General features: G+C 63.8%; 18 protein-coding genes. 8 read left to right on the top strand and 10 right to left on the bottom strand.

Annotation, left to right across the window (positions count from 1 at the left end; all coding sequences use genetic code 11):
* Window positions 1-33 precede the first annotated feature (33 nt).
* From FJ423_RS10600 to FJ423_RS10575, 6 genes are all read right to left on the bottom strand, one after another.
* Window positions 34-621 (bottom strand): hypothetical protein, encoded by a 588-nt coding sequence (locus tag FJ423_RS10600; RefSeq protein ID WP_140841455.1) that lies wholly within the window; start codon window positions 619-621, stop codon window positions 34-36.
* A gap of 509 nt (window positions 622-1130) precedes the next feature.
* On the bottom strand, window positions 1131-2801 hold the full coding sequence (locus FJ423_RS10595) for a ParB N-terminal domain-containing protein (RefSeq protein ID WP_140841453.1): 1671 nt from the start codon (window positions 2799-2801) through the stop codon (window positions 1131-1133).
* A gap of 316 nt (window positions 2802-3117) precedes the next feature.
* Window positions 3118-8226 carry an N-6 DNA methylase gene (locus FJ423_RS10590; protein WP_140841451.1) on the bottom strand — a complete coding sequence of 1703 codons (5109 nt, stop codon included), beginning with the start codon at window positions 8224-8226 and terminating at the stop codon, window positions 3118-3120.
* 83 nt (window positions 8227-8309) lie between these two features.
* Window positions 8310-8708: a DUF3085 domain-containing protein gene (locus FJ423_RS10585; RefSeq protein WP_140841449.1), complete on the bottom strand. Its 399-nt coding sequence runs from the start codon at window positions 8706-8708 to the stop codon at window positions 8310-8312.
* An 11-nt stretch (window positions 8709-8719) separates the two neighbouring features.
* Window positions 8720-9319 carry a DUF1419 domain-containing protein gene (locus tag FJ423_RS10580; protein ID WP_140841447.1) on the bottom strand — a complete coding sequence of 200 codons (600 nt, stop codon included), beginning with the start codon at window positions 9317-9319 and terminating at the stop codon, window positions 8720-8722.
* 44 nt (window positions 9320-9363) lie between these two features.
* Window positions 9364-10410 (bottom strand): DUF3991 and toprim domain-containing protein, encoded by a 1047-nt coding sequence (locus FJ423_RS10575; protein WP_140841445.1) that lies wholly within the window; start codon window positions 10408-10410, stop codon window positions 9364-9366.
* 1112 nt (window positions 10411-11522) lie between these two features.
* Between FJ423_RS10575 and FJ423_RS10570 the strand changes: the two genes are divergently transcribed.
* Complete coding sequence (locus FJ423_RS10570; protein WP_140541140.1) at window positions 11523-11714, top strand: DUF6494 family protein; 192 nt, start codon at window positions 11523-11525, stop codon at window positions 11712-11714.
* A gap of 185 nt (window positions 11715-11899) precedes the next feature.
* Here FJ423_RS10570 and FJ423_RS10565 read toward each other — a convergent pair whose 3' ends face one another.
* The 3 genes from FJ423_RS10565 to FJ423_RS10555 form a co-directional block, all read right to left on the bottom strand.
* Window positions 11900-12196, bottom strand: a complete 297-nt coding sequence (locus FJ423_RS10565; RefSeq protein WP_140841443.1) for a DUF982 domain-containing protein — start codon at window positions 12194-12196, stop codon at window positions 11900-11902.
* Between the two features lie 199 nt (window positions 12197-12395).
* Window positions 12396-14564, bottom strand: a complete 2169-nt coding sequence (locus tag FJ423_RS10560) for an amylo-alpha-1,6-glucosidase (RefSeq protein ID WP_140841441.1) — start codon at window positions 14562-14564, stop codon at window positions 12396-12398.
* Window positions 14565-14773: 209 nt separating this feature from the next.
* Window positions 14774-15880, bottom strand: a complete 1107-nt coding sequence (locus tag FJ423_RS10555) for a glycosyltransferase family 4 protein (protein WP_140841439.1) — start codon at window positions 15878-15880, stop codon at window positions 14774-14776.
* Between the two features lie 426 nt (window positions 15881-16306).
* Here FJ423_RS10555 and FJ423_RS34105 point away from each other — a divergent pair, with 426 nt between their 5' ends.
* Window positions 16307-16564 (top strand): DUF6074 family protein, encoded by a 258-nt coding sequence (locus FJ423_RS34105; protein WP_348642889.1) that lies wholly within the window; start codon window positions 16307-16309, stop codon window positions 16562-16564.
* Between the two features lie 275 nt (window positions 16565-16839).
* On the opposite strand, the gene FJ423_RS10545 is transcribed toward FJ423_RS34105, so the two are convergent.
* Complete coding sequence (locus tag FJ423_RS10545; protein WP_140841494.1) at window positions 16840-17772, bottom strand: GNAT family N-acetyltransferase; 933 nt, start codon at window positions 17770-17772, stop codon at window positions 16840-16842.
* 196 nt (window positions 17773-17968) lie between these two features.
* Here FJ423_RS10545 and argE point away from each other — a divergent pair, with 196 nt between their 5' ends.
* The 6 genes from argE to FJ423_RS10515 all read left to right on the top strand — a co-directional run bounded on the left by argE (window position 17969) and on the right by FJ423_RS10515 (window position 24551).
* A complete protein-coding gene (gene argE, locus FJ423_RS10540; RefSeq protein ID WP_140841437.1) occupies window positions 17969-19093 on the top strand; it encodes an acetylornithine deacetylase in 1125 nt (374 codons plus the stop codon).
* Window positions 19094-19106: 13 nt separating this feature from the next.
* Window positions 19107-20030, top strand: a complete 924-nt coding sequence (locus FJ423_RS10535; protein ID WP_140841435.1) for a glyoxylate/hydroxypyruvate reductase A — start codon at window positions 19107-19109, stop codon at window positions 20028-20030.
* Between the two features lie 24 nt (window positions 20031-20054).
* Window positions 20055-20408 (top strand): cupin domain-containing protein, encoded by a 354-nt coding sequence (locus FJ423_RS10530; RefSeq protein ID WP_140841433.1) that lies wholly within the window; start codon window positions 20055-20057, stop codon window positions 20406-20408.
* A 150-nt stretch (window positions 20409-20558) separates the two neighbouring features.
* Window positions 20559-22022, top strand: coding sequence for an aldehyde dehydrogenase family protein (locus FJ423_RS10525; protein WP_140841431.1), 1464 nt, complete (start codon window positions 20559-20561; stop codon window positions 22020-22022).
* Between the two features lie 10 nt (window positions 22023-22032).
* Window positions 22033-23076 carry a tartrate dehydrogenase gene (locus FJ423_RS10520; RefSeq protein ID WP_140841429.1) on the top strand — a complete coding sequence of 348 codons (1044 nt, stop codon included), beginning with the start codon at window positions 22033-22035 and terminating at the stop codon, window positions 23074-23076.
* A 17-nt stretch (window positions 23077-23093) separates the two neighbouring features.
* Entirely contained in the window at window positions 23094-24551 is a 1458-nt protein-coding gene (locus FJ423_RS10515; RefSeq protein ID WP_140841427.1) for an NAD-dependent succinate-semialdehyde dehydrogenase, read from the top strand.
* The last annotated feature ends 4 nt before the right edge of the window (window positions 24552-24555 follow it).

Below are 24555 nucleotides of genomic sequence, written 5' to 3'. Positions count from 1 at the left end.
AGGAGGGCGGGACCGGAGCCCCGCCCTCGACGTTCATCCGAGAGCCGCCATCTGCAATTCGGCCGCCTTGCGGTCGACGGATTGGCCGGGGTTTTCGACTGGACGCTCGAAGGGCTTCCAGACCTCGCCTACAACCTGCTCGTAGGCCGCGATAGCCCCCTCGGCGGCCATGCGCAGCGCATGGGCCTGTAGTGCCATATCGGCGGCGAACTCACGCTTGCGCTGGGCAGCGCTGTCGAAGCCGACCGGACCTGCGACGTCTTCGTTCCGATCGTCGCAGGCCGACTTGGCCGTCGCGTCCCGAGCTTCGGATACCGACCGGCTGTAGAACTGGCCGGCCCCGTAGGCGGACCCGACAAAGGCACCGACGACGCGTTGCAGGTGTATCTGCATGGCGCGTTCCCCAAGCCCCTCGTCGAGCGCCGTGGCCGTGTCCACGACGAGCTTTTCGTGCAAGTCGCGAATGCCGTCGCTGTCGAGCACCGGGAGGCCAAAGCTCTCCGAGACGAGCGCGCACTGTGCGGCGTCGGGACACACGAGTCGGACCATTTGGAAGGTAGTGCCCTTGCGCAACGGAGCGACGCGGGCGGTTGCACGGGGATTGGCGGCTTTCCTGGTCATTGGCATATCCTTTCTTCTGGTTCTCAAGGCCAGGACCGGCTCCGTGCCGGCCCTCCCTCGGGCGCGGACCAAAAAGAACCGGCGGAATGACGGGCGCTTCAGGGTCCGGGCGGACCGAGACGAGCATGGAAGGGTTGCGGCCAAGCAGGGCTTTTCTTCAGCCCTCGCGCGGGGCGCGGGCCTGCCATGCCGAGACCGGACCGATCCGGCCGCCTCGCGGCGCGGAGCGCGGCCTTGAAGCGGACGGCCGCAGGTTCAGGACCGCACAAAGCCCGAGTGAGGACCGGCACGTGCCTCGACTTCGACATTGGAACCGAAGGACGGGTGATCATGGCCACCTGCCTATTCATCGACCGAAGGTGTCTCGGCACGCACCACACGGTCACACCATCATGGCCCTGGGCCTACGCCGGAGTTCTATTGTATCGCCAGCGCTCGCTGCCGCGGCCGTACACCTGCAGCCGCCAAGCGAACCTGGCGGCGGCAGAGCGATCAAAAGGAGGCGAGGTCTATTCGGCGGCCTCGCGGTAGCCTTCCTCGAGCTCGCCTTTCTCGGAACGTTGGTCCTCTCCACTCAGACCGTCGACCTCAGGCCCAACGTCGTCCTCGGCCTCGGGGACGGTGCTCTTGGACAGCCACTCGGTCAGGCTTGCCGCATCGGCAGCGAACAGCGCAGCCGGGTGGACGAAGTGCCCCTCCTTGAAGTACTCGACGAGCGCGGCCCGCGTGTCCTTTACGCGCGCCCGCGGCAGAACCGGCGTGTCGTCGCACAAGCCCCCGAGCGCCGGACGCGACAGACAGGACAGGAAGTCCTCGGTGCCCATATTGGCGAGGAAGCTGTCTGCCCCGATCGCGCCCCCTGCGACGAGCGCCACCACGCCCGACTTGCTCATGCCCTCGCGGCAGGAGAGCGCATCGATGAGGACGCCCCGGGCCGCGATGCGCAAAGTCTCGGCGTCGAAAGCGAACTTGCCCTCGGCATCGAAGAGGGTGGCGGCGTGCCGAGGCATGCGGCGACCGAACCAATGATCGCCGCCGGCACCGGAATCAACGCGCACGTTCTGGCCAGCGAAGGCGAGAACGAGCAACGCCAACAGCGTGTCGTCCTCGATCGGCGCCCGTGACAGCGCCTCATGGAGAGCATCGGTGCGCAGGTCGCCGATCATCTCGATGCCCTTACGGGTCACATCGGGACGCGATTTCGGCATGACGACCGCCTCGGCGGCTTCCGTCGCGTTGGCCTTCTTCTTGGCCTCGGGCAGACGGAAGTGAACGGTCTTCACCTTTCCCTCGCGGTCGAGATACATCGCGGCGTGATCCGACTTCTTCGGCGTGCCATAAACGCGTTCCGCCTTTGGCGGCAGCTTCACCTCTCCATAGGTGTTCGGTTCGGTGATGATGCCTTTCTTGGGCAGATTCTGAGTCATCCATTCCTGCTGGGCGCCGAGGAAGGCCTCGACGTCGGTGGTGTACCGGCTGTCCTGGTCGGCCGGTGCGAACAAATCCTCCACCCAGGCGATGCCATAGGCCTCGCGCAGCTCGTCGCCAAAGCTTGCGTCGCGCGCGTACATCCGGCGCTTGGTGAGACCGTTGGCGATGCTCCACCACGACACCTGCGGATCGCCCTTGTTCGGCTTTTTGGCCTTCCAGACCTCCTTCTGCTCCTCAAGCGAAGCGGCCGCGATAGTGCGGAGCTGCTGCTCGTTCGGCATATCGCCCTTGGCCATGGCGTCGAGCATCGCCGGCAGCACATTGGCGAGCAGGCGCAGCTTCTTGATCTGGCGCACCGACTGCGCGAGGGCGATCGCAATGGCCTCTTCGGTCCAGTTCAGCGCAACGAGACGCTCGATCGCACGCCACAGATCGACCGGGTTAAGCTGCTCGTGCGTGATCGAGGTGGCCAGCGAGCGCATCGCGCCGCCGTCCTCGGCTCGAGGCACGACCAGAACGGCGATCTCTTCGAGACCTGCAGCGATCGCCTGCTTCGCCCGGCGATGACCCTGATCGATGACGAAGCCATTGCCGCCATCGGCCTCAGCGAAGACGATCAGCGGCTCGACAACACCGATGGCCTTGATCGTTGCCAGCAGCAAGGCGTCGGCCTGAGGGCTGGACTTGGAGCGCCGCGCCTTGTCAGGATTGTCCTTGAGCGAGCGCGGATCGACAAACTTCAGTTCCATTGGAATGCTCCTTGGTGGGTTATGGACAGGCCCCGTCGCCGGTCCTTTCTCGTCTTCTTTCCGAAGACATCCCCCGGCCCGCGGGAGCGGGCGGGACGGGGCAATTGCGCTGGAGCATCCCTGCCCGGCTGGCCAAGCGGGGCTTCTTCAGCCCTGCGCAGGATGACGGGCCGGGATGGCGACGGGCGCGATTGAGCGTCAGCGTCGGCGGACCACCCGATCTGCGAGCAGTCCTCCTTGCTTTTTCGCTTCCCTACTTCGTTCGGGAAGGCCCCTCCACCGAGCCGGCGAGGGCCGCTCAGAACGTGGGGGCGGGTTACGCCGCCTGCACCTCAGCGGGGCGTACACCATCGATCTCCTGCGACAGCGATCTTTCGATTTCGGAGAGCTGGCGGCGCTTGTCGGCCAGTTCGTCCGAGAAGGCGAAGGTACTGCCCGCGCGTGAGCGATAGCACGCGAGCCGCCGCTCGGCCTCCGCGAGCCGGTGGCGTGCGCGCTCCTGCTCTTCCTCGAGATTGCCAAGCACATGTTCGAGCTTTGCAATCGCGCGAAGCGGCGTGGTGGTCACAGGCAACTCGACTTGCGTCGTCGCGCCGGCGCGCAGCAACGTGGTGATGTAGCCATAGCTGTCCTGGCCAAAGCGCTCGCCGCAATATTGGAGTTCGAACCCACCGATCGCGGCGATGGTGCGGGTACCGGCATGCTGGAGCTGGATCAAGGTCAGGATCTCGGTCATCAGCGCGCGGCCGGCGAGCTTGCGCTCCACATATGTCGCGTTGCCCACGCTCATGCGGAACGCCTCGCCCGTCGTCGGAACCAGCCGCGCGAGGTTCTGGCCGATCTCGCCAATGCGACGTGTCGAGTGTTCGATGTCGCGCTCGGCATCGCGGATCTGCCGGCGGATGGCGAACTGATCATCCTGATGCGCCGCCCTCAGGCGTTCGAGCCGGGCGATGTCGGCCTCGAGCCCGGCCTTCTGCATCAGGCGCGGGTCGCCCGAGGCAATCGCCTTGGCCATGGCGAACTGGTTGACCTGCCCTTCGCCGAGGTCGTCGAGGCGGCGCACCGAGGTGTCGCCCGAGAGTGCAGCGGCGATGAAGCGAGCCTTGCGCTCGTTGTTCTGCCACATCTGGGCGTCCATCGAGCCTTCGGTGGCATAGGCGAAGATGTCGACGATGTGGTGCTGGTTGCCCTGCCGCAAGATGCGTCCCTCGCGCTGCTCGATTTGCGAGGGGAGCCATGGCACGTCGAGATGATGCAGCGCCTTGAGCCGGAGCTGGGCATTGACGCCGGTGCCCATGGTGTCGGACGAGCCGATGAGAAAGCGGACTTTGCCCGCGCGGACGTCGCCGAACAGCCGCTGCTTGGCCTCCGACTTCTTGAAGTCCTGCATGAAGGCGATTTCGGCCGCCGGCACGCCCATGCGCACCAGCTCGTCGCGGATCCAACGATAGGCCGAGAAGCCCCGCGTCCGCTCAACATTGAGCGTGCCGAGATCGGAAAAGATCATCTGCGCGGCGCCAGTCAGTTCGAACGGCGTGCCGTCCGGCCGGACGTAGGCTGCGTCTGCGGTGTCGCGCCAGATGCGGTAAGCATTGGCGATGAGGTCGTTGAGCTTATTGCCCGGCTCATTGTCATTGTCCGGATCGACGAGGCGGAGGTCGATCGCGGCATGGCGGCCATCGGTGATGACCGAGAGCAGGATATCGTCGCCGGGCTCCGGTGGCGCTTCGCGCCCTTCGATCGCCTTGATCCGGGCGTCGAGGAGAGCCTGGTAGCGCTTGAACGCGACAGATGGTTTGCAGGTCCTGATCTGCCGCGTGCCGGTCGAGAGCGCCGGCACCTTGACGTAGTCGCGCAGATCCTCGGGCGTGATCACATCCGCAAAGGTGCGGAACATGGCGATCAGCTCAGGGACATTGACGAAGGTGGCGAAGCGGGTGACCGGTTTGTATTTGCCGTTGGGCTGCAGCTCGAGTTCGGTAGTGACGTCGCCGAAGGTCGAAGCCCAGGCATCGAACTCGTGGAGGCCACGCTCGGACAAAGCCGCGTAGCCGAGGTAGCGCTGCACCGAGAACATCTCGCCCAACGTATTGGTGATCGGTGTACCGGAGGCGAGGACGAGCGCCCTGCCCGGGTTCCTGGTCTCGATGAAGCGGGATTTTACATAGAGGTCCCAGGCGCGCTGCGAGCCGTTCGGATCGATCCCCTTCAAGCTCGACATGTTGGTCGCGAAGCTGAGCTTCCTGAACTCCTGCGCCTCGTCCACGATGATCTGGTCGACGCCGATCTCGGAGATGGTGAGCAGGTCGTCCTTGCGGGTTGCGAGGGCCTCCAGGCGTTCCTTGAGGCCTTCCTTCAGCCGCTCGAGGCGCTTGCGCGACACGCGATCGCCGCTTTCGACCTTGGTGAGCAGGACCTCATAGAGCGCGAGCTCGTCCTGAATCATCTGCTGTTCGAAGGAGGACGCAACGCCGATGAAGCGGAAGGCCGAATGAGTGATGATGATGGCGTCCCAATTCGCCATGGCCGCGCGGCTGAGGAAGCGGCGCCGCTTGTCCTTGGTGAAATTGGTCTCGTCGGCGACGAGGATGCGGGCCATCGGATAGAGCGCCAGGAACTCGCGCGCGGCCTGCGCCAAGCAATGTCCTGGGACGACCATCATGGCGTTGGCGACGAGACCGAGCCGTTTCTGCTCCATGACGGCGGCCGCCATGGTCATGGTCTTGCCGGCGCCTACGGCGTGCGCGAGATATGTCGAACCGGCCGAGATGATGCGCCAGATGCCGCGCTTCTGGTGTCCATAAAGAGAAACCGCGCCTGAGGCGCCCGCAAGTTGCAGATGGTCCCCGTTGAACCTTCGCGGGGCGATGTTGTTGAACCGGTCATTATAGACCCGCGCCAGCCGGTCGGTGCGGTCGGGATCGGACCAGATCCAGTTTTGGAAGGCCCTTTTGATCTTGGTGAGTTTCTCCTTGGCCGCCTCGGTGTCGACGACATTGAGCACGCGCCGCTCGCTGTCGCCATCCTTGATGGTGTCAAAGATCTGCGGCATGCGGCTGTTGAGCGCGTCGGTGACGAGCTCGCCGGCATGCCGGCGCTCGGTGCCCCACTCGGACGTGCCGGACGCCATGTAACCGAGCTGGCGGGCATCGACCGTCCAAGAACCGAGCTCGGGCATGTGGTGAATGCGGATCTCGGCGCCCATCGTCTCCTTGACGAAGGCGACCACATCGGCGGCCGGAATCCAGGGTGCGCCGAGACGCGCAGTGATGTCGGATGGGCCGAGATCGGCGGGCTGGACAGCTAGGAGGGCGCGGACGTTGCGCTCGAAGGCGGGATCGAGAGCCGCGGCGGCTTCAGCGGCCTTGAGCTTGCCGCGGACCTGGCCGGAGAGATAGTCGTCGGCGGTCCGCCAGGCGCCGCTCTCCGGATCGCGGTAGATGGCGTCGCCCAGATCGGCGATGACCAGGTCGGGATCGACATGCGACAGCTCGGCGATCTGATCGATATCGACTAGGCCGCGCTCGTTCAGCACGACCGCGAGAGCGTCTGCTGGCGAATTGATGATCGGGGCCGCGGGCGGTGCGATCACCCGCTCGGTGAAGATCGGACCAGGCCGCGCCGTGTCCGTCTCGAGGTCGTAGTCCTCGATCGAGGCCATGAGCCAGCAATCAGGATCATCGAGGAACGGCGCGAGGTTCGGGCGGCGATGCGTCTCGCGCACCTCGCCGGTCTCCGGGTCCTCGCTGGTCGACACGACGGTAGTGTTGATCGGACCGAAGGCACGGACGAAGTTTGACCAGGCGATGCGCAGCTTGACCTGCGCCGCCTTCCACGGCCGATCCAGCTCCTGCGCCTTGAGGACCTCGCGCACCGCGTCGCGGATCGGGATCAGCTTGCGGATGATGCGGGCGTGCTTGTCGAGCATCCCATCGCTCGACCGGCCCTTGCGAACGGTGAGGGTCACTGGCGCGCCGTCGACCATCTGCATCAGCGCGGTGTTCGAGGCGACGAAGAAGCTGCCCTCGCGGATAGAGGGACCTGCGGGGAGGTCTTCACCGAGGTGCTCGGTGTGCCCGCCTTCGAGATCGATCCTCTCGGGCTCGCCGTCATAGATGGCTTCCGGAAGAAGCGAGATGGCATCCGACAGCGCCTCTGCAAGGTCGACGCCCTGACACGGGAGGCAGGTATACGTCTCGCCAAACCGTCCCGACGTCGTCGCGTGCGTGCCGAGCACGGAATCCGGTTGCCGGGCAAGCCAGCGGTTGATGCGGATCGCGCCATCGCCGCCGTCGGCAGGACGGACCTCGTCCGTATCGAGCCACGACAGATCGCCTTCGGCCTCGCCGTGCCCACACTTGCGGAAGAAGAGAAGGTCCACCACCACATCGGTGCCGGCGTCGGCCCGGAAACTGCCCTCGGGAAGGCGGATGGCGGCGACCAGATCGGCGGTCTTGCCGATGTGCTCGCGCACCGAACGATCCGTCTTGTCCATGGTGCCCGAGCTGGTGACGAACGCCGCGAGACCACCGGGCTTCAACAGATCGATCGAGCGGGCGATGAAGTAATCGTGCAGGCGCAGCCCCATCGACCGATAGACGCGATCCGAGTGGACGATACGATCCGAGAAGGGTGGGTTGCCGATGGCGAGATCGAAGTCAGCCCGCAAGTGGGTGCGGGCGAAGTCGGTATTGAGTATGCGTGCCCGGGGCTGAAGCAGCCTGGCAATTCGCGCGGTCACCGGATCGAGCTCGACGCCGGTGACGTGCACTTCGTCGCGCAGCTCTGCCGGCGTCAGGGCCACAAACAATCCCGTGCCGATACCGGGCTCGAGCACCCTGCCCCCACGCCAGCCCAGACGCACCAGGCCTGCCCACATTGCGCGGACGATGAACTCTGGCGTGAAGTGCGCATACTGCGTGCAGCGCGCGAGCGAAGCGTAGTCGGTGCTCGACACCATCTCCTCGAGCTCGGCGCCCATTGCGTGCCAGCCGGCGCGGAAATCATCGTCTCCGGGACGGCGAAACAGCGCATTGGCGAGCTCGGACGCACCAAAGCCGGTGAAGCGGATCAGCCGCGCCTGTTCCTCGCGCGTCGCCGGCCGATCGGCGCTCTCGATTTCGGCGGCGAGCCGTATCGCATCGAGATTATCGCGGGCTCGCTGCTTCCAGCTCCGGGCAAGACCGCGATCGGTCTCGAGGAAGAAGTTATTGCCATCCAGGCCGGCCTCGGCCGCGCGGCACAGCGAGTGGACGGTTTGGAAGGCCGGCTGCGACTCCGGCACGGCGGGCGTCGTAGTCTCTTCGGCTTCGGCCTTGTCGGCGCCGAAGTCGCTGCCGAAGGCGGTGATGCCGAAGCCGAGACTGGACGAGAGCGTGGTGGTGTTGAACAGATCGAGCGTGAATGGATCGTCGTTGGACATCTGGAGAAATCCTCGTCTTGAAGGCGCGCGCAAACCCCCGGCCGAGCGGGTCGGCCAGGCGATCGATGTCGCGGCTTGGGAAGTCAGCGGGTGATCAGCGAGAGCGCGATTTCGGTCTCAGTGAGTTCGACGTTGAGGTGAGTAGCCCGCAGGTTGCGGTCGAACGGCGGAAGCAGACGCTCGGCCTCGATGAACTCGATGCCGTCATCGGCGCCGAACTGGCGGCGTTTGTAGTCCCACCAGTCAACATAGCCCCTGGGGTGGCATTGCTCGGAATAGATGACGAGCGCGCGTGCCCCTTCGGCGAGCCTGCCGTTGGACATGATATAGACGCCCTCGTCGCCGACCAGCCACACGCCCGCCCTCTCGCCCTCGCCGGGGCGGGTGCCGTAGTAAGGATCGCGGAAGCCGCCATTGGCCGCGGCATCCTCGATGCCGCGCTCTATGGCCTTGCGCACCGCTGCGATCGGGAAGGTAAACATCGCCGCCTCCCTCACGCCGCTGCGCGGACGGGAAGGTGCCTGAGATGCACCGGCAGCTTGGCCGCGATCTCGTCGTCGGTCAGGTCATCGAGCAATTTCTGCTCGGGCCTCCCCAGGCCATAGACGAGGATGGTGCGTTTGCCGCGATGCTCGGCTCCGAGGCGCTCCCCGGCGTAGCTGCGGTACTCGTCATGGGTCGCGCTCCAGACATGCTCAAGGCGCTCCGCACGCGTCATCGCCTTCACTGGCCAGGATTCGCGTTCGACGATGGCGTCGCGCATCTCGACCGGCGAGCGGGGCCGCGCGAGGTCGCAATAGGCATGGAAGTAGCGCGTCTTGCCGTTGATGCGCAGTGTGTAGAAGACGCTGGTCAGGCTCTCGGTGAGGAACTCGCGCAGGGCGAACATCTCGCCGCGCATCCAGAGCGGCGGCAGCAGGTCGAGCATGTAATCGTGCTCGGCTCGCGCGATTTCGAACCACTCGCCGGCAAACAGGCCGCCGTCGTCATCCTCCCAGCGATCGGGCCGCTGGGCGTGGCGGTCGAAGAGGCGGAACATCTGCCGGCGATCGGCGACGCCGAAGTAGATCTTGCGGATGAAGGATTGGGTCATGGGAGGCTCCTGGCCTTGTGCGGAGCCGGAGTGCGGTTCATCCCCTATGGATCACCATCTTCTTCGGCTCTTCCGGACCATCCCCCCGCGGCCGCCTCTCCGCCCGGGCGGGTCAAGGGCCGGCGCGAGCCGGGCGAAGCTTCACCCTTGAGGCGACCGGCGGGCATGCGGCAGCTTCCTCCTTCCTCCTCTCCTGCTTCCGCTTTCATTCTCAGATCGGCGTTCCAATCATCCGCTATAGGTCGAAGGCGATCACTGCCGCACCCAGCTTCCTCCCCCAGCCCGAGCAGGCGGTCGGCATAGATGTCGCCCTGTTTGTTGTTGTCGGTAGCCGCGACGAGCTCAATACCCGGCTTGGCGGCAAGCGCGCGGAGCGCCGCATCGGTTGCCGGCGACCAGCCGCCACCGGTGCTGAGATAGAGCGTGTCGGCGCTGAAACCCTCAAGCGCGGCAAGGCTCATGGCGTCGATCGCGGCTTCGGTCACGCAAAGGCGCAACGCATCGGGACTTCCGAGGCGGAACAGCACCTTGGCGCCGCCGGTGGCAAAGCCGCGCCAGTCCGGTCCGCGTTCTTCCCAGCCGGCAACGGTGCCGTTGGTGTCGACATGGGCAGCCCACATCGAGCCGTGCGGGCCTTCCCGCAGAACGCCGGCGCTGATTGAGGCACGGACGATGCGATCGGGAAGATGCCGGCCCTCGGTGAGATAGCGCCAGGTCGCCGATCCGCGCCATGGCCTGCGCCGTGCGTGCCAGCGCTCCGGTATCGACAGGACAGGCTCCCGCTGGCGGGACACCCGCTGCCAGACAGGCTCGGACGGCACGAACCCGACGAGGCTGGCGACGTCATTCATGGCTTCGACGAACGGCACCTTCTCAAGATGTTCGACCAGGCGAAAGACATCGCCTTTTTCGTCGCCAAGCGGGTCGAACCAGCCCTTGCCGTCATGGATGACGATGATGATCGACGCCTCACGGCGATATTTCATCGCCTTGCACGTGCTCTGCTTGACGTCGAGGGCGAATCCCGCGCGCTCCAGCACCGCAGCGCAGGGTACCTTGTCCTTCAGCCCTTCAATTTCTGCTTTTTCCATTTTCGCCCGCGCACCTGTGCAGCGCCTCCCTTCTATTCGGTTCTCGCCCAAGCAATTGGGCAGGAACAGGAGGCCGCGAAGAGCAAGGCGGGCAAGGGCGCGGCATGCAAGGCAGTGATTGTGGCGGGTTGCGCCGCGGCGCAGCTTCCCTTGCCGGCCTTGGCGCGCAAGCGGCACGGTGCGCCGCCGCCGCTCTCGGTGACACTCTGCTTCCGCGACTTCTGCACGCACCGGGCCTTTGCTCCTCTCTTTCCCTCATCAATCCGTCGCTCAAAACTCCGCCCTTCTCGGCCTCTCCATCGGGAGAGCCCACTGCTCGCCCGACCAATGTGAAAAGGGCGTACAAAGTGGAGGCACCGAAACGTCCGTAAGCGCAAACAGGTCAGTTCGGTGCCGGAGCAGGTTCGTGGCCCTGAGACCGGTTCAACAGGGCGGCCGAAGGAGCATCAGCATAGCGCCGCCGTAAGGCGGGATGCGGGACCGACAGCCCCCGGCGAAGGGCGCCATATGAGACGACCAGTCCGGTTCTGCAACACTGGGCTCGATGTGATTGATACCAAATGAAATCACGCGAGAAGTGCCGCGGACTCGTGCGTCAATAAGCCAATTTCTGGATGCTGAGGGCGCCGGCAGGGCGCCAGGTGTCCATGGCATGCTAGCGGGGGCTGACACTTCCGACTTCGCTGCAAGGGGTGAGTGGTTGAGGCTGGCGTATTTGGCTTGGATCCTGCCAGAACGACTGCTTTTTGTCGTTTATCGTCTCGCCAGCAGGACGCACCGCTTCCAGTGGCCGCACCCAAATCCGGGAGACCCACCCGATCGGGATCAGGAGTGAAGGCATGGTTATCGATGTGGAAAACAGAACCTGGTCATGGGCTCTCGCCCATTGGACAGACCCCAACGTCGCCGAGCCCCATTGTTGGTTCTAGAAAACCGTTCTGCCTTCGCAACTAGCGACAGCAGAGGCCAATCACCGTTCCATACCTTCCAATCGCCGAGCCCGACGCTCCTTCGGGCTCGGCATCCAGTCCTATGGGGACACGGCACCGTCCTGCTTCCTTGATGCTTTGCCTTCCCTTAAAATCCCTATCGGACAAGAGAGGAGTTCCGCCGTGAGCGAAGATGCCTTCAACATGTCGATCCGCAAGTTCCTGAAGGAAGTCGGCGTCACCTCCCAGCGCAAGATCGAGGAGACGGTGCGCGAAGGGCAAATCGGCGGCAAGAAGTTGAAGGTCCGCATGACTCTGACGGCGGAAGGCACTGGCCTCACCCACGTGGTGGACGGCGAGATCGAACTTCCATGAGAGCGGCGAAGTCGTCCGGCCGAACAGACAGCGTTTGCAGCGGCGCGGCCTCCATCAGTCAATGCCGGTTCTATGGGATAGGAAGAGGGGCGGCCGAGGTCCCATATACGCGCCCCTGACGCGGCGTTTCGCTCCGGCACGTATTCATCGCAAGCCGCGCCTGACGAGGAGTCCTTTCGCACGCGTCACAAGAGGTTGGCGTTGCTGATCTTTGGCCCAGTCATCCATGACGGCGCTGTGGGCACGTCCTCGATCACGCCAACCTTGCGGGCCCAAGTCGTAAAGGCCTTGTGTGCGGCCTCGACTGGTTTGCGACCGTCATAAGCCGAGTAGCACGCTTCGCAGGCCGCCGCGTGAAGCAGGCCACGTCTCTCCACAGGCCATTCTTCCAAAAACTCAATGGCATCCATCACGCAGTCGATCTTTTGGATATAGCCATTCTCCCCTACGAAAACCGGCTGCTTGAAAACACCACCGTCCATAGTGACCTCCCGTCAACAACTGACCCCATTGGTCGTTTCCGCAGATGCAACGGTAATATTCGAACACCTGCACCCTCGGCTGGAGACCAAGAGAAAAGATTGGAAGGAGTTCTTTTCGGTTCAAGAGGAGCCGCGAGCCTCACCAGCAGCACCTGAATGCCACAGCGAGCATCGATGGCAGGCCCTACTGTGGCGGTTGCTAAGAGCGAACGACCAGGGGAACCAGGCCCTCGTGCCGTTCGCCTAGATAGCAGACGACGCGGTCGCCGACGCGCTGGAAATTCAGGTCGACCTTCGCCTCGCCCACGGCTAAGTGCCGGATGACGATGTTGTCGATGCCTATTGGCAACCGCGGGCGATCGACATTGATCTCGCGCTTCCAACCGTCGATGCGGATCCCCAGGCAGGCCTGCAGCATCATAAACGCGGAACCGGCCGACCATGCCTGCGGCAGACAAGCGACGGGATAGGCAATCGGCGCATCACCGATCGCCCGCGTAAAGCCGCAGAACAGCTCCGGAAGCCGCATATTGAACCGGACCGCCGCCTCGAACATGCTGCTCATAAGCTTCACGACGCTGGTGCGCTCCTGGTAACGGGCTAGCCCGGCGGCACAGATCGCCGTGTCATGCGGCCAGATCGAGCCGTTATGATAAGACATCGGATTGAACGGAATCTCGTCGTCGGCCAAGGTGCGAACGCCCCAACCGCTGTGCAGATGCCCCGACAGCAACTGCTCGGCGATTGATTTCGCCCGTTCTGCCGAGGGCAGCCCAACATAGAGCAGGTGACCCGCGTTGGAGGCGCGCACCGCGCATTGCCTGCCTTCTCCATCGATCGCCAAAGCGTAGAAATCGCGATCCGGCATCCAGAACCGAGCCTCCACTGCGCTGCGTGTCTTTTCCGCCATGGCGCTCCAGTGCGCCGCCTTGGCGGCGTCTCCGCGCTTGGCTGCCAAGGCAGCCATGCCTTGATAGGCTGCGAAGACGTAGCCTTGCACCTCGACGAGTGCGATCGGACCGCGAGGTATTTTGCCGTCGGCATGGAAGATAGCGTCGGCGCTGTCCTTCCAGCCCTGGTTGAAGAGACCCGTGTCCGCTGCCCTATTATAGGTCACGAAACCGTCGCTGTTGCGGGCACCGACTTCCTCCATCCACGCGATTGCTGCGCACAGCGAATCCCACATGCGATCGACGAACTCGTCATCGCCCGTACGATCGGCGTAGGACCAAGCCAGGTAGACATAGAGCGGAGTGGTGTCGACGCCGCCATAATAGCGGCCGAACGGCAGCTCGCGCAGTATAGCCATTTCCCCTTTGCGCGTTTCATGCATGATCTTGCCGGGCTCGGCATCGTCGAACACAGAGGTCTCCGTCGATTGATAGCGGCCAAGGAACGCCAGCACGCCGCGGGCAAGCCCGGGGTTGAGCCACAGCATTTGTAAGGCGGAAATGACGCCGTCGCGGCCGAAGGCAGTCGAAAACCAGGGAATACCGGCGTACGGATATGGCCCGGTCTCCAGATCGGTGGTCAGCAGGGCGATGTCGGCACGTGTGCGCGTGAGCCAGTCATTGAACACGCGGCCGGAGCTGAAAACAGTCGCGCCCTGTCGACGCTTTGAGCGCATTGCAAATCGCGCTCGCGCCGCGGCGGCGCGGAACCGATCACTGGACGGGATTTCTTCGTTCTGACCGACTTCCAGATACAGCGCCTTTCTGTCGTGCCTCCCCACCAGAATGAGAAACTCTGCATGATGCGGATGGATCTGGTCGGGCCTCATCGAAAACGCGATGACGGATTGGCGCGCCACATTATCGAGGCCCTCGTAGCAAAATGTCACGCCTGACTCGCCGACCAGGGCGTCATGTGCGCGACCGCGCCGGCTGCGCGTGGTGCCGCGCACCTCGAACATGTCACGGAAATCGGCATCGAAATCGAACCGGACCGGCAGCATCACCTCACGCGCGGAGTAGTTCGTGAAAGTGACTCGCTCGTACATGCGGTCGTGCCAGATGAATCTGGTCCGCTCGATGTGCACGACCCCAGGCAGCGTTTCACTGCCGTCGGGCCCGATGGTGGCCAAATTCGTGAGATTGGCGGTGAATAGGATGTTGTCCTGCGACAGCGACGCTCCGAGCAGCGACGGCATGCGGCCGCCTATGAACAGCCGGAAACGCGACAGCACTCGCGTATCATCGCGGAAAAGCCCGTCGCCGCTGCCGCGTATGTCGCCATAGCTGTCCGCGACGACGAAGCAGTCCTCATGCTTCAGCGCAAATTGCCTATGCGGCTCGCGCGGGGCCGATTCATCGAGTGCGGGGAGAGCGACCGCTGGATTAAGCTTGCGTTCTTCGACTTCGATGCTCATCTCAACCCTCCCGGTTCAGACGGCCGATGCTGGCGCCATCCCATATGCCTGCGCCCGACCATCTCCTATCAACAGTATCTCGCATCAATGCTGCGATGCCCATGATCTCGAAGAGCGTCATTGAAATCTTGGCGGATATTCGACGAAGCTTCCGCTGCTCGACCTGATCAATGCGGCGGGAACCCGGCGATTCTAATTGCCAACTCGTCTCAAGCGATGCTGTTAAAAAGTGCTGGCTTGCCAGCCGCGTTTTCGGCAAACCCGTTTCGCGAGCCGAGCGGAAATTGCTCGTCGCATGCCGGCAAGCGGTAGATCCTCAGATAGTCGCTGCACATGCGCCCGACGGTGAACCGCTTTTCAAAAGTATTCCGCACTCGTGCGCGATCGAGACTGCCTATCCGCCGCACAGCGTCAACGGCTTCGTCAATGCCTTCCACTATCAGTCCGGATACGCCGTGATCGATGACCTCCGGAACGGCTCCCCGGTTGAAGGCAACCACCGGGGTGCCGCAGGCCATCGCCTCGATCATCACGAGGCCGAACGGCTCCGGCCAATCGATCGGAAACAGCAGCGCTGTCGCGTTGCCCAAAAACTCCGCCTTCTCACACTCATCAATCTCGCCAATGAACTTGACATTCGAATGCCGAAGCACCTGAGGTTCGACCCTGTCGCTCCAAAATGACCGGTCTACTGCGTCGATTTTCGCCGCGATCTTCAGCGGCATTCCAGCGCGCGCGGCGATTTCCATCGCGGCTTCCGGCCCCTTTTCGGGTGAGATGCGGCCGAGGAACGCGAGGTATCCAGAGGCTTTCGGCCGGAATGGCAGGATGTCGTTCGGCAGGCCGTGATAGACCGTTCCAAGCCAATTGACCGGCGGCATGGGCCGGCGCTGGTCATCTGAAATCGAGACCAGTGGAATATCGTTGAACATTGCGTATAGCTGCGCCAGGTCCGGAAGGTCGAGCCGACCATGAAGCGTGGTAACGGTTCGCTGCGCGAACTGTCTAATTATCGGAAAATGGAGAACATCGACGTGGAAATGCAGCACGTCGAATTCGTCCGCCCGTCTGCGGACCTGTTCAAGCATCATCACGTGGTAAGGAATCGGATTCCTTGCTTTCGGATTGAAGCGAAGCGCAACGTCGCAACATGCCACCAGTTCGGCCGAAGTACGTGAATCGCCGCTGGCGAACAGCGTCACGTCATGGCCCCTTCGAACCAGCTCTTCCGTTAAATATGAAACGATGCGCTCGGTCCCGCCATAGAGCTTCGGTGGCACGGACTCAGTCAGGGGTGCGATCTGGGCAATCTTCATGCGCGGGGACCCTGTAACGAAAGCAGGCCTTCGACCAACCGGCTCGGGAGCGGTTAGTCCTTCTCCCGCGTTGTCGCGAACTTTCGAACTGCTAATTTGTTCCCAGGATCAATTACTTCGCCGTGGCATTACACAAATTGGGAAAGGGCGCGCCACATGGCCATAAACTGCCGGACGGGCAAGCCCGTTAGCGAGCATGGCGGCAATCGAGGCGATGGTGATGCAGTGCGGCTTCAGTTCGAAGCTCTAAGCGCCCTGCTTTCAGGCGCGTGATTGTTCCGGGCCAAATCCCAGGAGCCGCGCAACTTCCCGCGAACTCGAGAATGGCCCTACGGGAGATCTTTCGTCATCTGGCGACAAGGTCTTGGCGAAGGGCTTAAGCCCCGCTTCTTAAGCTTCTGTTTCCTTTCGATCGATAGGTTCGGCATGGAACGTTTGCGGGTCATCCGGTCCATGTCGGTGTATGCTTTCCCAATTAGTCGAGAACTTCCCGCCATTCGAATCGTGGCGAACGCAATTGCTCGCCTTCCGAGTGACGAGGCGGCTACGCTCTGGCGGGAAACTGCTACGCATCTGCTTTCGGTCGCGACCGAACGCGGCCAGGACGCCAACGATGCGCGCGCTGAGGTCCGTCGCTTCTTCGAGGCTGTTCAGGAGGCCTTGCTCTGCAGCGCGCCCGCCTAGTCTAGTTGCAGCCTCGCCGGGCCGGCGACCCGACAACGGGCCTGACTTACGCGATCGCACCGCACAGCTCGTCGAGCATCAGATTGCCGTTATTGGCCGTCCACTGGCGCACGAAGTCGGCGTGAGCGGCCAGCTTGCCGCCGCCAGTGATTGCCGGAGCGGGTCAAGCGAACCGCTCTCGGCGCGCAGCTTCATCAGATCGTTCACGAACTTCGGCGAAACCCGGAATGACGCGACGCCTCTCGGTTTCAAAGATGGGATGTATCGAGCACCAACTACCCCAGGGTTTGGCTTGCCAGAGCATAGGTCTTCGGCCCAGCCGAGCGGCCTTCGTAAAAATCGGCGAGGCGTTTGCCCAGCGACATGGTCAGCACCGTGTCGAAAACCGGCATTCCGGCGTGCGACAGGAAGGCAGCGAACTCGCCGTTGTGCATGTGAGTGTCAACCCTGAGGAAAGACCCAGAATGATCGGCTACATGCGGCCGGACGATCGCAACCGCATCAGCATCGCTTTCGGCCACGACCGGTCCTATGACATGGCCTCGCCCGAATGGCCGGCAGAGCGCGAAAGCGTTCAGCTTGTCATTCTTGAAAAGACCATAGCCGTTCGAGTGTGCGAAGAGCCTTTCGATGAGCGCTGTCCGCCTCACTCCAAACCCCGCCGCGTCGAGGGCGACCGCTGCCGGAATATCGCCTGCGTCCAAAGTCCGGACGTCGCTGCCCGCCTCCGTGGGGCTGCCTGCCGTTGGGACGCGGGCGATGCCCTGGCATTGATAGACGGTCTTCTCAGGCTGGAAGTCGAGCGAGAGATAGAGTCGCCGGGCGGCGCGGGTTGCATTGAGGCGAAGGTCGTGCCCGGGAAGGTTATCGAAAACCCGCTTCATCAGCCACTGCGCGGCCCCAAGCGTCTGAAGCCGTGGCGAGGTGATGACCATGCCGACGGTCGCGAAGCTGTCGCCATGCCCGAACCACATCGCGGAGCCCAGAACCCGGCCGATCTCATCGAGAGCCACCAAGCCTTGTCCCGTTTCGCGCAGGAAGTGCCAGTCTTCCGCACGATGCGGCCAGCCTACAGACAGCGAGAGCGCATGCAATCGGTCCAGTTCAACACCTTCGAGGTCGGCGATGCGCACCGAGAAGGCATCGATTTTCAAGCTTTCGGACGGCTTCAATTCCTTGCCTCTGAAAGATTGCGTAACGGGTGACATACAACGTCCCTGCCCTGCCAACGCTAAACAACCAGACCGATACGATTTGCTCGAATGACGCGTGCCAACGCAAGATTCAACTGAAACATTTCCGCTTTCGGCACGCAATCGCGAAAGAAAGCGCCCATCGTCTGCGGCAATTCTGCAGTTATGACCGGCGCCGAGTCCGGCGAACCGAACTGACTTGAGGGCAGGAATGCACGTCTGCGACATCCTCGACCGTCTCGTCGCCTTTCCCTCCGTCGCCGGCAAGCCAAACAATGACATCGCCAGTTGGATCGAGACCTATCTTAGAGAATACGGAGCAAAGGTCAGGCTGGTTCCCGGACCTGAGGGCGACCGCTCAAATCTATTCGCCACGATCGGTCCCGCCGATGTACCGGGCTATATTCTTTCCGGCCACATGGATGTCGTCCCCGCTTGCGAGCCGCAATGGAGTTCCAACCCTTTCGCCTTGCGCCGCGAGACCGAGCGGCTCTACGGACGCGGCACCACTGACATGAAAGGGTTTCTTGCGGCGGTGCTCGCGGCGGTCCCAGCGCTCGCGAAACTGCGCCTCGCCACGCCGATCCATATCGCTTTCTCCTATGATGAGGAGATCGGATGTCGCGGCGTGCCGCACCTGATCGCCTGCCTTTGCGAGTTTTGCGCCAAGCCGCTCGGCGTCATCGTCGGGGAGCCGAGCGGCATGCGCGCCGTGCGCGGCCACAAGGGCAAGGCGGCTGCCCGCGTGACGGTAGGTGGGCGGTCCGGCCATTCCTCGCGACCGGATCTTGGGCTCAACGCCATTCATGCGATGTCCGATGTGCTGGGCGCCGCGGTAAGAGAAGCGGAGCGGCTGAGGCACGGCCCGTCCGACGCAAGCTTCGAGCCGGCCTATTCCTCGCTGCAAGCGGGTGTGATCGCGGGCGGCCAGTCCGTGAACATCATCCCCGACTGCTGCACGCTCGACTTGGAGGCGCGCGCAATACCGGAGATCGACCCGGCTGGCTTGCTCGCCCCGGTCAAGGCGCAGGCTGAAGCACTTGCCGCTCGAGGCTATGCTGTCGAGTGGACGCCGGTAAGCGCCTATCCGGCGCTGTCTCTGCCGCAAGACTCGGCACTGTCGGTTCTAATGGGGGAACTGACCGGCGCAGCACCCTTGGCCGCCGTCAGCTACGGCACAGAGGCCGGGCTCTACCAGGCCGCGGGGCTAGACGCGATCATCTGCGGCCCGGGTGATATCGGCCGCGCCCACAAGCCGGATGAATATATCCTCGAGAGCGAGCTCGCTGCCTGCCAGCAGATGATCGAGGCGCTGGGTGCACGATGCGCGGCGTGAAGGAGCAGCCGGAATGACCTTCCTGTTCAACTCCGATGCGCGGCGCGGCGCGGTATTTGCCGAGGCATTCGCGAGCGAATTACCCGAACTGCCCTTCGCGATGGACCAGGCGTCGGTCGATCCCGACGCGGTTCGCTATCTGATCACCTGGACCGTTCCTCAGGACCTCGGCCGTTACCGCAACCTCGAAATCCTGTTTTCCCTCGGCGCCGGCGTTGATCAGTTCCGCTTCGATGCGGTCCCGGCGAAGGTCAAGATCGTTCGCATGATCGAAGAAGGCATCGTGCGCATGATGCAGGAATATGTGACGCTCGCCGTGCTCGCTCTCCACCGCAACCTGCCAATCTATCTGGCGCAGCAGCGAGCCGGAGAATGGCGCGACGTCCCTCAGCTTCAAGCAGGATCGCGTCGGATCGGTGTGCTCGGTCTCGGACAGCTCGGCCAAGCCGTCCTCGACCGGCTGAAGCCCTTTGGCTTTCCACTTGCCGGCTGGAGTCGCTCGCAGCGGCTGATCCATGACGTGACCTGTTATCATGGCGACCTCGGGCTTAAGCAGATGCTGGCGGCCAGCGATATACTGGTCTGCCTCCTGCCGCTGACCGACGAGACGCGAGGTTTCCTCAATGCCGATCTCTTCGCGAAGTTGCCCGCGGGCGCGGCTCTCGTCCACACCGGGCGCGGACCGCAGCTCGACCATGAAGGGCTTGTCGCCATGCTGGACAGCGGTCATCTGTCGTCGGCGATGATCGACGTAACGGATCCCGAGCCGCTTCCCGCTGGCCATCCGTTCTGGTCGCATCCGAAGATCATCCTGACCCCGCATGTCGCCAGCGTCACCCAGCCCGCGACCGCCGCGCGCGCCGTGATCGACAACATAAGGCGCCATCGCGCCGGTCTCGATCCGATCGGGCTCGTCGACCGCTCGCGCGGCTATTGAAACGTCAACTGGAAGGATCATACCTTGTCTCTGCTCAAGACCGTCGATACCAACCCGGTTTTCCGGCCGCGCGAATCCAAGGCGCTGCCCGACCGCCTGATTGCCGGCGACCCAGCCTTCAAGACCTGGGCCCAGGACGTCGCCAAGGACGACCTCGTCCACACCGGCGTGTGGGAGGCGACACCGGGCGAGACGCGCTCGATCAAGGGCGACACCTTCGAGTTCTGCCACATCCTCGCCGGCATGGTCGAAATCACGCCTGACGGCGGCGATGCGGTCACCTATCGGGCCGGCGATAGCTTCGTGATGAAGCCGGGCTTCACCGGTGTTTGGAGGACCATCGAGACCGTGCGCAAGATCTACGTCACGGTGGGCTAGGGAGCGTCCGCGCAGGCAGCGACCTCCGCGGAAGATTTTGCCGTCTCTTGTTCCAAGCACGCAACATTCGTCGGCGGCGGATCACCGAACAGCGCATGCTGCGTGCCGGCACGGGCTAAGCTCAGGCCGATGCTGCCAAATGGTTTGCCCATGAGCCTGAGCTTCAATCCCGATACAATCGCCCTTGCCGTCGGCCACTTCATCGATGGGGAGCTGGTTTCGGCCGAGGGCGTGATGGAGATGCGCCGTCCGTCCGATGGCAAATCCTACGCCGCCTGCCCCGTGGCCGGTCTGGATTTGGTCGATCGGGCGGTGGAAAGCGCCAAAGTGGCGCTGAAAGCCAGCAACTGGGGCGGCGTCCGGCCGCGCGAGCGCACCAAGGCGCTCCACGCCTGGGCCGATCTGATGGAGGCGGAGGGCCAAACGCTCGCCCGGATCGAGGCCCTGAGCTCGACCCGGCCCGTGGGCCAGCTCGTCGCCGGCGACATCGCCGTCACCGCCGAGCAGATCCGCTTCTTTGCCGAGTTCGCCGACAAGGAAGGCAGCGAGCTGGTGCCGACCGACGACGCCAGTCTCGGCATGATCATGAGCGAGCCCTATGGCGTGGTCGGTGCGATCACGCCGTGGAATTTTCCGATCTCGATGGCCGGATGGAAACTCGGGCCGGCGCTGGCCGCGGGCAATGCAGTCGTGCTGAAGCCGTCGGAAATGACGCCCTTCTCGGCTATCTACATGGCAGAGCTTGCGGTCAGGGCCGGCCTGCCGGCGGGGCTGATTAACGTGGTGCTCGGCGACGGCCCGACGACCGGCACGGCGCTTACCGGTCATCCCGAGATCGCCAAGGTCAGCTTCACCGGTTCCACCCGCGCCGGTTCAGCCATCATGGAGAACGTCGCCCGCACCGGCGTCAAGCCGATGACGCTGGAGCTCGGCGGCAAGAGCCCGCAGCTCGTCTTTGCCGATGCCGATCTCGACAAGGCGGCGACGGCAATCGCCGGCAGCGTCACCTTCAATGCAGGCCAGGCCTGCGTGGCCGGCACGCGTCTGATCGTCGAGAAGAGCGTGATCGACCAGTTAACGGCCGCCATCCTGGACCGGATGAAGGCAGTGCGGTCCGGCGCAACCTGGGACGAGACGACGCAGTATTCGCCAATCATCTCGGAACGGCAGCGGGCGCACGTTGACGGCATCGTGCGGGCCGCTGTCGCCGCAGGCGGCGAATGCCTGATCGGTGGCGGGGCCATGGAAGCTCCCGGCTATTTTTACGAGCCGACGCTGATTGCCAATGTCAGTCAGGACAATCCGGCGATCGTCGAGGAGATCTTCGGCCCGGTCCTGACCGTCCAGACCTTCGACAGCGAGGAGGAGGCGCTGGCGCTATCCAGCCATCCGACCTACGGGCTGGCCTCCGGCCTGTTCACCGCCGACCTGTCGCGTACGATCCGTTTCGCGCGCAGGCTCGAGGCGGGCACCGTCTGGGTCAACCGCTACAGCCGCTCGCGCGACCACATCCTGCCCACTGGCGGCTACAAGCGCTCCGGCATCGGCAAGGACCTTGGCCGCGAAGCCTATCTCGCCAACCGCAGGACCAAGAGCGTCCTGATCAGCCTGTGAAGAGATGTCGATGAAAACCTACTCTATCGCCCTGATCCCCGGTGATGGCATCGGCCCCAACGTGACGGCCGCGGCCTGGACGGTGCTGGAAACGGTGGCCAAGCACTCCGGTTTTACTCTCAGGGGAACCGAATTCCCCTGGTCCTGCCGCTTCGTCAAGGAGACCGGCCGCATGATGCCCGAGGACGGCATCGAGACCTTGCGCCGCTTCGACGCCATTCTTCTCGGCGCCGTGGGCTGGCCGGCCGAAGTGCCGGATTCCGTGTCGCTGCACGGCCTTCTGCTGCCGATCCGCAAGGCCTTCGTGCAATATGCCAATATCCGGCCGCACCGCCTGTTGCCGGGCGTCAAGGGACCGCTGCGGGCGGAAAGTTTCGACATCCTTTGCATCCGCGAGAACACCGAAGGCGAATATTCGGGCGCCGGCGGTCGCGTGCACCAGGGCACGCTGGACGAAGTCGCCGTGGAAACCTCGATCTTCACCCGCGCCGGCGTCGAGCGCATCCTGCGCTTCGGCTTCGAGCAGGCGCGGGCACGCCGCGGCAAATTGGCCTCAGTCACAAAGTCCAACGCGCAGAAATACTCAATGGTGTTCTGGGACGAGATCACGCGCAAGCTGGCGGCGGAATATCCTGATGTCGCCGTCACCAGCTATCATGTCGACGGGCTCGCCGCGCGGATGATCATGGCGCCGGAAAGTCTCGACGTGGTCGTCGCTTCCAATCTCTTCGGCGACATCCTGACGGACATCGGCGCGGCGATCCAGGGCGGGCTCGGCTACGCAGCTTCCGCCAACATCAACCCCGACCGCTCGGCGCCGTCGATGTTCGAGCCAGTGCACGGCTCCGCGCCCGACATCGCCCATCTCGGCATCGCCAATCCGATCGCCACCATCTGGTCCGGCGCCATGATGCTCGATCACCTTGGCGAGAAGGATGCGGCCGGCCGCGTCATGAAGGCGATCGAGGCGACGACAGCGCAAGGCATTGGCACCGCCCCTGGCAAGGACAGCACGGAAGCCATCACCGCCGCCGTGGTCGCGGCGCTCACCTGATTTGCGAGGTCGTATTGATGAAAAACCTGAATGACAAAAGTCTCTTCCGCGAGGCCGGCCTCATCGGCGGGAGATGGGTCGCGGCAGGTTCCGGCAGGACGGTCGATGTGATTGATCCTGCAACACAGCTATCGGTCGGCACAGTGCCCGACATGGCTGGTCCGGAGACCCGCACGGCCATACAGGCCGCGGCTTCCGCCTATCAGGATTGGAAAAAGAAGACCCATGCCGAACGCGCCGCCCTGCTGGAGGCCTGGCATGGCCTGATGCTCAAGCATCTGGACGATCTCGCATTGATCCTGACGACCGAACAGGGCAAGCCGCTGGACGAGGCCAAAGGCGAGATCCGCTACGGCGCCTCCTTCGTCAAATGGTTCGCCGAGGAGGCGCGCCGCATCAACGGCCACACTATCCCCGCGCCCACGGCCGACCGCCGCATCATCGTGCTGAGAGAACCGGTCGGCGTTTGCGGCATCATCACGCCGTGGAATTTTCCCAATGCAATGATCACCCGCAAAGTCGCGCCGGCGTTGGCCGCCGGCTGCACCGTGGTCATCAAGCCGTCCGAGTTCACGCCCTATTCGGCACTGGCGCTGGGCGTGCTCGCCGAACGGGCGGGCATTCCGGCCGGCGTCATCAACATCGTCACGGGCATGCCGGCCGAGATCGGCAACGAAATCATGGCGAACGAGACCGTGCGCAAGATTTCCTTCACCGGTTCGACCAGGGTCGGCTCACTGCTGATGCGCGGCGCGGCCGACAGCGTGAAGCGGCTCAGCCTTGAGCTCGGCGGCAACGCGCCCTTCATCGTCTTCGATGACGCCGATCTCGACCTCGCCGTCGAAGGCGCGCTCGCGTCAAAATTCCGCAATGGCGGCCAGACCTGTGTCTGCGCCAACCGCATCCTCGTTCAGGCCGCAGTCTATGAAGACTTCGCCGCCAAGCTCAGCGCCCGCGTGAACGCCATGATAGTTGGGCCAGGCACGCAGCCCGGCGTCGCGATCGGACCGATGATCAACATGGCGGCGGTCGAGAAGATCGAGCGGCATGTCGAGGACGCGCTCGCCAAGGGTGCTGCGATCGCAACCGAGAAGCCGGCGTTACCGCAGGGCCCGCAATATGTTGCGCCGCTGGTGCTGACCGGCGCAACGGCTGAGATGCAGCTCGCCGGCGAGGAAACCTTTGGTCCGGTAGCGCCGCTCTTCCGTTTCGAGACCGAAGAGGAGGCGATCGCGCTCGCCAACGGCACGCCATACGGACTGGCCTCCTACTTCTACACCGAGAACCTGAAGCGCGCCTGGCGCGTCGGCGAGGCGCTGGAATTCGGCATGGTGGGGCTCAACACCGGCTCCGTCTCGATGGAGGTCGCTCCCTTCGGCGGCGTCAAGCAGTCCGGCCTCGGGCGCGAGGGCGCCCAGGCCGGTATCGAGGAATATCTTGAGACGAAGAGCTTCCATATGGGCGGGCTGGGCTAACCCC

Source organism: Mesorhizobium sp. B2-8-9, assembly GCF_006439475.1.
Classification (GTDB): Bacteria; Pseudomonadota; Alphaproteobacteria; order Rhizobiales; family Rhizobiaceae; genus Mesorhizobium.
The sequence above is the reverse complement of the archived record's forward strand: the minus strand, read 5'-3'. Positions and strand labels throughout refer to the sequence as shown.

Coding starts and splice junctions, on each gene's coding strand:
- FJ423_RS10555 (WP_140841439.1), bottom strand. CDS start 15,880: ATGAAGATTGCCCAGATCGCACCCCTGACTGAGTCCGTGCCACCGAAG.
- FJ423_RS10575 (WP_140841445.1), bottom strand. CDS start 10,410: ATGGAAAAAGCAGAAATTGAAGGGCTGAAGGACAAGGTACCCTGCGCT.
- FJ423_RS34105 (WP_348642889.1), top strand. CDS start 16,307: ATGGAACGTTTGCGGGTCATCCGGTCCATGTCGGTGTATGCTTTCCCA.
- FJ423_RS10520 (WP_140841429.1), top strand. CDS start 22,033: ATGAAAACCTACTCTATCGCCCTGATCCCCGGTGATGGCATCGGCCCC.
- FJ423_RS10595 (WP_140841453.1), bottom strand. CDS start 2,801: ATGGAACTGAAGTTTGTCGATCCGCGCTCGCTCAAGGACAATCCTGAC.
- FJ423_RS10525 (WP_140841431.1), top strand. CDS start 20,559: ATGAGCCTGAGCTTCAATCCCGATACAATCGCCCTTGCCGTCGGCCAC.
- argE (WP_140841437.1), top strand. CDS start 17,969: ATGCACGTCTGCGACATCCTCGACCGTCTCGTCGCCTTTCCCTCCGTC.
- FJ423_RS10590 (WP_140841451.1), bottom strand. CDS start 8,226: ATGTCCAACGACGATCCATTCACGCTCGATCTGTTCAACACCACCACG.
- FJ423_RS10600 (WP_140841455.1), bottom strand. CDS start 621: ATGACCAGGAAAGCCGCCAATCCCCGTGCAACCGCCCGCGTCGCTCCG.
- FJ423_RS10565 (WP_140841443.1), bottom strand. CDS start 12,196: ATGGACGGTGGTGTTTTCAAGCAGCCGGTTTTCGTAGGGGAGAATGGC.
- FJ423_RS10580 (WP_140841447.1), bottom strand. CDS start 9,319: ATGACCCAATCCTTCATCCGCAAGATCTACTTCGGCGTCGCCGATCGC.
- FJ423_RS10545 (WP_140841494.1), bottom strand. CDS start 17,772: ATGTCACCCGTTACGCAATCTTTCAGAGGCAAGGAATTGAAGCCGTCC.
- FJ423_RS10560 (WP_140841441.1), bottom strand. CDS start 14,564: ATGAGCATCGAAGTCGAAGAACGCAAGCTTAATCCAGCGGTCGCTCTC.
- FJ423_RS10535 (WP_140841435.1), top strand. CDS start 19,107: ATGACCTTCCTGTTCAACTCCGATGCGCGGCGCGGCGCGGTATTTGCC.
- FJ423_RS10585 (WP_140841449.1), bottom strand. CDS start 8,708: ATGTTTACCTTCCCGATCGCAGCGGTGCGCAAGGCCATAGAGCGCGGC.
- FJ423_RS10515 (WP_140841427.1), top strand. CDS start 23,094: ATGAAAAACCTGAATGACAAAAGTCTCTTCCGCGAGGCCGGCCTCATC.